Here is an 8,161-nt window from a genome sequence, read left to right on the forward strand (position 1 = left end):
AAAATTTTATCAAATAAATTCAATATAATTGAATATACTGAAGTTATTAATATTTTACAAAATTCTAAAGAAAAATTTTTACATTTAATTAAATGGGGTGATGATCTTTCTCTAGAACACGAAAAATATTTAACGAATAAATATTTTAATAATTCAGTAATAATATTTAATTATCCTAAAAATATTAAAGCATTTTATATGTATTTAAATAATGATGATAAAACTGTAGCATCTATGGATGTATTATTACCTGATATAGGTGAAATTATAGGAGGTTCTCAGAGAGAGAATAGAATAAATTTTTTAGATAAAAGATTAAAGGAATTAAAATTAAATAAAGATTATTATTGGTGGTATCGTGATTTAAGAAAATATGGTACAGTACCTCATTCTGGATTTGGTTTAGGTTTTGAAAGATTATTATCTTATATAACTGGTTTAAATAATATAAAAGATGTTATTCCATTTCCAAGAACTCCTTATAATGCAAAATTTTAAAAATTTTAATAAAATAGTTTTTTATAAATTTTATCACTAACTAAATTTAAAATAAATAATTATTATAATAAGGATAAAAAATTATGAGATGTAATATATTTAAAATTTTAATACCTTTATTATTTTCAATTAGTATTGTTCATGCTAGTGAAATTTATAATACAAATGGACAAAAAATAGATTTATATGGATCTTTAGAAATTACTAAAACTTATGCTAATAATGATGCAAATATCTTAAGAAAATATCAAAATACTATATCAAATATTATTTTTGGATTTAAAGGAATAACCAAAATATATAATAATATTTATGGTTATACTCAATTTGAGTATAGTTTACCAATAAATCAAAAAGAAATAGATAATAATATTTTCCCATCAATAAGACTAGGTTTAATAGGATTAAGTTCTAATAATGGTAATAATTCTATAAATTTTGGAAGAAATTATGGAATATTATATGATGCAACTTCTTATGTAAAAAAAGGTTCATTTTTTACAGATGATTTTATGTACAATAATAATGATAAATTTATGTTTGGAAGAACAAATAATCTTATAACATATAGAAACAAAAATTTTTTTAATTTAATTAAAGGATTAAATTTTGCTTTACAATATAAAGGATTATATCTTCCTGAAGAAGATATTAATTTTAATAAAAATGAAGAAAAAGATCTTTTTATAGATAAAGAAAAAAATAGAAAGGGATGGGGAACTTCTATTGAATATAAATTAGGAGATTCTGGAATTAGTTTTATAGGAGCATATTTTAATTCTTTAAAAATAAATAATAAAAGTAATATAATTAATACAACTTTTCTTGTAAAAAAAAAAAATATTAATTATGAACAAGAAAATGATAAAAAAAATAATTCTATAAAAGCTTTTTCTATTGGAGCTAAATATGAAAAAAATAATATTTATTTAGCTGCTGTATTTACTGAAGCACAAAATTCATTAATATATTTAGCTGATTATAATTATTTATTTGCTAATAAAATTAAAAATTTAGAAATTATTGGTCAATATAAATTCAGTAATGAATTAAAAACTACTATTTCTTATGTTCAATCAGAAGGAAATAACATCCCTTTTGGAAGACATTTTGATGGAGGAAATATAAATTTTGTTAAATATGTATCTATCGATACAATATATAAATTTAGTAAAAATTTATCTGCTTATATAAGCTATCGTATTAATTTATTAAGTAAAAATAATAGATATATAAATACAAATCATATTTTTCATCATAATTTATTTGGAATTGGTTTAATTTATAAATTTTAATTAAAAATATCTTTAGTTAAAATAAATAACTAACTATTTCCTAAATTTAGGTTTTTTTTATAAAAAATTTGTAGGGAATAGTTAGTTTATTCATATTTTAATTTTAAATAAATATTATTTTTTATTTCCTTATAAAGGGTAGTTTTTTCACCATGTCCTGGTAATATGATAATATCTTTACTTTTTAATAAAGATATTATTTTTTTTATAGAATTCTTTAAAACATAGAAATTACTTTTTGGTAAATCTGTTCTACCTATATTATTTTTAAAAATAATATCACCTGAAATTATAATTCTGTTAGATTTATTAAAAAAAATTATATGACCTGGAGTATGACCAGGACAATGATATACTTTAAAATTAATTTTTCCTATAGAAATATTTTGTTTATTTTTTAACCATATATTATCTTTAAATACACAATAAGGAAGATTAAAAAGTTTATTTTGTAATTCTATATTTTTTAACCAAAAAATATCATATCTATGAGGACCTAAAATAGGTACATTTAATATTTTGGATAAAGTATAAGCTGAACCAATATGATCTAAATGACAATGAGTAATTAAAATTTTTTTTATTTTTAATTTATATTTTTTTAATAGATTTAAAATTTTTTTATATTCTCCTCCAGGATCAATAAGTGCTGCATTAAATGTTTTTTTACACCATATTAAATAACAATTTTGAAAAAAATTCGTAACAGAAATAATTTTATATTCCATATGAATTATTCACATTTTTTTGCTGCTTTAAAAGCTTCTGTCATGATATTGGAAAAATTATTATTATTTTTATTTTTTTTCATAATTTTATTTTCTATTAATTTAATATTAATAGTTAAATTAATTATTCTATTTTTACGATCAATATTATTAATTTTCCCTTCTATTTGTTGTCCTATTTTAAAATATTTTATAATGTTTTCAATTTTATAATTTTTATATTCATTTAATTTAACATTACCTAATATACCATTATCAAATTTTAATTTAATATTTTTATTATCTATATTTATAATAATACCTTTAACTAAATTATTTTTTTTATATTCTAAAAAATAATAATTTAAGGGATCTTCTGTTAACTGTTTAATTCCTAAAGAAATTCTTTCTCTTTCAGAATCTACTTGTAAAAGTATAGCAGTAATATTTTCATTTTTTTTATATTTATGTATTTCACTTTCCCCATTATTTATCCATGATAAATCAGATAAATGTACTAAACCATCTATGCCTCCAGTGAGACCAATAAAAATTCCAAAATCTGTAATTGATTTAATCTTACCATTAACATGGTCACCTTTATGGTAATTCTTAGCAAATTCTAACCAAGGGTTAGTAGTACATTGTTTAATTCCTAAAGAAATTCTTCTTCTTTCTTCGTCAATATCTAAAACCATAACTTCAATTTCACTATTAACAGATACTATTTTTGTAGGATGTATATTCTTATTTGTCCAATCCATTTCAGATACATGGACTAATCCTTCAATACCTTCTTCAATTTCTACAAAACATCCATAATCTGTTAAATTAGTTACACGTCCTATTAATTTACTATTTTCTGGATAACGTTTAGATATAGATTTCCATGGATCTTCTCCTAATTGTTTTAATCCTAATGAAACTCTAACTTTTTCTTTATCAAATTTTAATATTTTAACTTTAATGTTATCACCAATATTTACAATTTCATTAGGATGTTTTACTCTTTTCCATGCCATATCTGTAATATGTAAAAGTCCATCAACACCACCTAAATCAACAAATGCTCCATAATCAGTAAGGTTTTTTACTAATCCATTTATTTCCATTCCTTCATATATAGTATTAAGCAATAAATTTCTTTCAACACTATTTTCTGATTCTATTACTGCTTTTCTAGATACAACTACATTATTTCTTTTTTTATCTAATTTTATAACTTTAAAATCTAATTCTTTACCTTCTAAGTGAGAAGTATCTTTAATGGGTCTAATATCAATTAAAGAACCTGGTAAAAAGGCTCTAATACTATTAAGATCTACTGTAAATCCTCCTTTAACTTTACCATTAATAATACCTTTAATATTATTTTTATTTATATTAGCTTGTTCTAAAAATAACCATGCTTCATGTCTTTTTGCTTTTTCTCTAGATAAAATAGTTTCACCAAATCCATCTTCTATAGTATCTAATACTACGTCTACAATATCTCCTATTTTAATTTCAAGTTCACCTTTTGTACTTTTAAATTGTGTGATGGGAATATAAGATTCTGATTTTAATCCTGCATCTACTAAAACAATATCTTTTTTAATAGAAATAACAGTTCCAGAAATAATTGATCCTAAATTAATAATTTTATTTTTTAATGATTTTTCAAATAATTTAGCAAAGCATTCATTCATATTAGTAACTTTTAAATATATTAAAATAAATATTAACTTAAATCATATTAAGTATTATTTATTAGAAAACTCATATATTCCTTTTATGAGAAAATTAAATATTATATACATAATATATATGTATATAACATTAATATTTTTTTTCTGCAACTATATATAATGTATTATTATTTCTAATATTATTAAAATATTTAAATACAAAAATTGTAATTTAACTATAAATACTAATTTTTTTAAATTCTGTAAAAAATTTTGGATATGTTTTAGTAGTACAATTAGGATTAATAATACTTACAGAAGTATTTGATAATGATAATAATGAAAAACACATAGCTATACGATGATCATTATAAGTTTCAATAATAGCTTTTTTAAAATATTTAGGAGGTTTTATTATAATAAAATCTTTACCTGTAATAATATTAGCTCCAGTTTTTTTTAATTCAGTAGACATTGCTATAAGACGATCAGTTTCTTTTACTCGCCAATTATATATATTTTTAATAATTGTAACTCCTTTAGCAAATAAACCTACGACAGCTAATGTCATAGCTACATCTGGAATATCATTTAAATCCATATTAATAGATTTTAAAGTATTTTTTGTACAACTAATATAATTTGAACCATAACATATTATGGCACCCATTTTTTTTAAAATATTAACATATTTTATATCTCCTTGAATACTATTTTTATTTAAATTTTTTAATAATACAGTTCCACCTTTAATAGCAGCAGCTGCTAAAAAATATGATGCAGAAGATGCATCTCCTTCTATAATATATTCTTTTGGAGAAAGATATGTTTGTTTACCAGTAATTTTAAATTGTTTATAATTATTATTTTGTACATTAATACTAAAAATTTTCATTAATTTAATGGTAATGTCTATGTATGGTTTTGATACTAAATTACCTTTAACATTAATTAATGTATCATTATTTAATAATGGACTTATAATTAGTAAGGAAGTTAAAAATTGGCTAGAAATAGAACCATTTATAATAATGTTATTATTATGACAATTTTGAAAACCTCCTTTTAAATTTATAGGAAGGAAATTTTTTTTTTCTAAATATTTAATTATAGCACCACCATTTTTTAATGTATCTACAAGATGTTTAATAGGTCGTTCTTTCATTCGATCATCACCTGTTAAAATAACATTACATTGATTATTTAATGATAATAATGCTGTTAATGGTCTTACTACGGTTCCTGCATTTCCTAAAAATAATTTTATTTTTTTTTTAGGTTTAAAATATCCATTATTACCTATAATTAGGCAATTAGTTTTATTATCTGATAAATTATAATTAATTCCTAACTGTTGCAATGCTTTTAACATATATTTTACATCATCACTGTTTAATAAATTAATTAATTTAGTATTTCCTTTTGCTAGAGCTGATAATAATAAAACTCTATTTGAAATACTTTTTGATCCGGGTAAAGTTATAGAACCTTGAACTTTATGTACTGATTTCAAAATTAAAATATTATTCATAATATATTATTATTAATTAAATTTTAAAATAATAATAACATTTATACATAATTCTTTTCAAAATCATTCATAAAATTTATTAATATTTTAACTCCTTCTATAGGCATAGCATTATATATAGATGCTCTTATACCCCCTATAATTTTATGTCCTTTTAAGTAATATAATCCATTTTTTTTAGCTTTTTGTATAAATAAATTTTCTTTTTCTTTATCTTTTAAAAAGAAAGTAATATTTGTTATAGATCTATTACAAGGTTTTATTTTATTTATATAAAAATTACTTTTATCTATAGCATCATAAAGTAACGCTGATTTTTTTTTATTTATTTTACTAATATATTTTATACCTCCTATTTTTTTTAACCATTTTAAAATTAGTCCAGATAAATATAAAGAAAATGTAGGAGGTGTATTAAACATTGAATTATGTTCAGAAATTATTTTATAATCTAATACTGAAGGTATTTCTTGACGTTTTTTATGATTATTAAAAATTAAATCTTTTCTTATAATTATTAAAGTTAATCCAGCAGTCCCAATATTTTTTTGTGCACTGGCATATATTAATCCATAATTTTTTACATTTATTTTTTTTGCAAGAATTGAAGATGATAAATCTGCTATAACAATTTTATTTTTTAATGTAGGTTCTTTATTAATTGCAATACCTTCTATAGTTTCATTAGGACAATAATGTATATATTTTGAATTTTTATTCAAAATCCAATTTTCTATTTTATCTATATAAAATAGTCCATTTTTTTTTTTTACTGGATTAATAATATTAGGTATACAATATTTTTTTGCTTCTTTTATCGCTTGTAAAGACCAATGACCAATATTTGCATAATCAGCTGTTTCATTATAAGATAATAAATTCATAGGAATTGCTGCAAATTGTGTTCTTGCTCCTCCTTGACAAAATAATATATCGTATTGTAATGGAATATTAATTAATTCACGCAAATCTTGTTTAATATTTTGTAATAAATTTATAAAATCATTATTACGATGACTAATTTCCATAACTGAAACATTTAAATTATTCCAATTTAGTAATTCATTTTGTGCTTGTTTTAAAACTTCATAAGGTAAAGTAGCAGGTCCAGGACTAAAATTAAATATTTTTTTCATATTTTGTAATCCTTATTTAATAATAAATTATTAAAAATAAAAATTTTTATTAAAATTATATTTTACTATTATGAGTATACATAGACATTATAATTCCAAAATTAGCCATAATAACTATAAGAGATGTCCCACCATAACTAAGTAATGGTAAAGGAATACCTACTATCGGTAGTAAACCACTTACCATACTAATATTAATAAATATAGATAAAAATAACATAAATGTTATTCCACTAATTATTAATTTGTTAAAAAAATGATAACATTGAAAAGATAAATATAAACTTCTTCCTATTAGTAATAAATATAAAAAAATAATAGATAATGTACTTATAAAACCAAATTCTTCAGCTAACACAGCAAAAACAAAATCAGTATGTTTTTCTGGTAAAAAATTTAATTGTGATTGTGTTCCATGTAACCATCCTTTACCAAATAAACCTCCAGAACTAATTGCAGTTTTTGATTGAAAAATATGATATCCTATTCCTAATAAATCATAATGAGATTTTAATAACATTAACATTCTTTCTCTTTGATAATCATGTAGTAAAAACATCCATCCAAAAGGAAGAAAAATTATAAATATAATAGTGCTATTAATAATAATCTTCCAAGATAATCCAGATAAAAATAAAATAATAGCACCAGATAAACTAATTAATATTGCAGTACCTAGATCTGGTTGTTTTGCTACCAATATTGTAGGTATTAATATAATAATTATAATTTTAAAAAATATTTTTTTATTAATAGGATATTTAATTTTATTAATAATATGAGCAATTACTAAAGGAACAGATATTTTTGCCATTTCAGATGGTTGAAATTTAGTAAAATATATATTTAACCATCTTTGTGCACCTTTTGTAGTATATCCATAAAATTCTACAATAATTAATAAAATAATACAAAACCAATAAAATAAAAAAGAGTACTTTTTATAAATTTCTGGAGAAATTTGTACTGCTATAAACATAGTTACAAAACCTATAAAAATTTGTATTAATTTATGTTTTATAAAAACATGACGATATATACCTGTTGAACTCCATGTTATAAATAAACTAATTATTAAAATTAATGTTATTAATATTAATAAAATTAAATCTATATGTAATATAGAATGAAGAAAATGATTGATTTTGTTTTTTTTCATAATTAAAATATACAATTTAATTTTTTAATTTAAAAATTTTTTTTTGTGTATAAAAATATAATCCCAAATATTTTTTGAAATATCTCCAACTGAAATATTATTATCACTATTTTCTATAATTATAGTCATAGCTATTTTAGGGTTATTAAATGGAGCAAAAGCTATTAG

At 20.4% G+C, this 8,161-nt stretch carries 7 protein-coding genes; 2 read left to right on the plus strand and 5 right to left on the minus strand.

The annotated features are described in order from the left end of the window. A partial coding sequence (locus GJT96_RS02390) for an amino acid--tRNA ligase-related protein (RefSeq protein ID WP_345718991.1) occupies window positions 1–498 on the plus strand: 498 nt, incomplete at its 5' end. Between the two features lie 83 nt (window positions 499–581). Further along, window positions 582–1,793 (plus strand): porin, encoded by a 1,212-nt coding sequence (locus GJT96_RS01455; protein ID WP_169780454.1) that lies wholly within the window; start codon window positions 582–584, stop codon window positions 1,791–1,793. Window positions 1,794–1,879: 86 nt separating this feature from the next. Here GJT96_RS01455 and GJT96_RS01460 read toward each other — a convergent pair whose 3' ends face one another. From GJT96_RS01460 to rodA, 5 genes are all read right to left on the minus strand, one after another. Next, the gene (locus GJT96_RS01460) at window positions 1,880–2,521 is read right to left on the minus strand and encodes an MBL fold metallo-hydrolase (RefSeq protein WP_169780455.1); all 642 of its coding nucleotides are present in this window, start codon (window positions 2,519–2,521) and stop codon (window positions 1,880–1,882) included. A 5-nt stretch (window positions 2,522–2,526) separates the two neighbouring features. Next, complete coding sequence (rpsA, locus tag GJT96_RS01465; RefSeq protein WP_169780456.1) at window positions 2,527–4,188, minus strand: 30S ribosomal protein S1; 1,662 nt, start codon at window positions 4,186–4,188, stop codon at window positions 2,527–2,529. 211 nt (window positions 4,189–4,399) lie between these two features. Beyond that, a complete protein-coding gene (gene aroA, locus GJT96_RS01470) occupies window positions 4,400–5,698 on the minus strand; it encodes a 3-phosphoshikimate 1-carboxyvinyltransferase (protein ID WP_169780457.1) in 1,299 nt (432 codons plus the stop codon). A 41-nt stretch (window positions 5,699–5,739) separates the two neighbouring features. Further along, a complete protein-coding gene (gene serC, locus GJT96_RS01475; RefSeq protein ID WP_169780458.1) occupies window positions 5,740–6,834 on the minus strand; it encodes a 3-phosphoserine/phosphohydroxythreonine transaminase in 1,095 nt (364 codons plus the stop codon). Window positions 6,835–6,889: 55 nt separating this feature from the next. Next, window positions 6,890–7,993, minus strand: a complete 1,104-nt coding sequence (gene rodA / locus GJT96_RS01480; protein WP_169780459.1) for a rod shape-determining protein RodA — start codon at window positions 7,991–7,993, stop codon at window positions 6,890–6,892. Window positions 7,994–8,161 lie beyond the last annotated feature (168 nt).

Origin of the sequence: Enterobacteriaceae endosymbiont of Donacia piscatrix (genome assembly GCF_012569525.1) — a bacterium.
Taxonomy (GTDB): Bacteria; Pseudomonadota; Gammaproteobacteria; order Enterobacterales; family Enterobacteriaceae.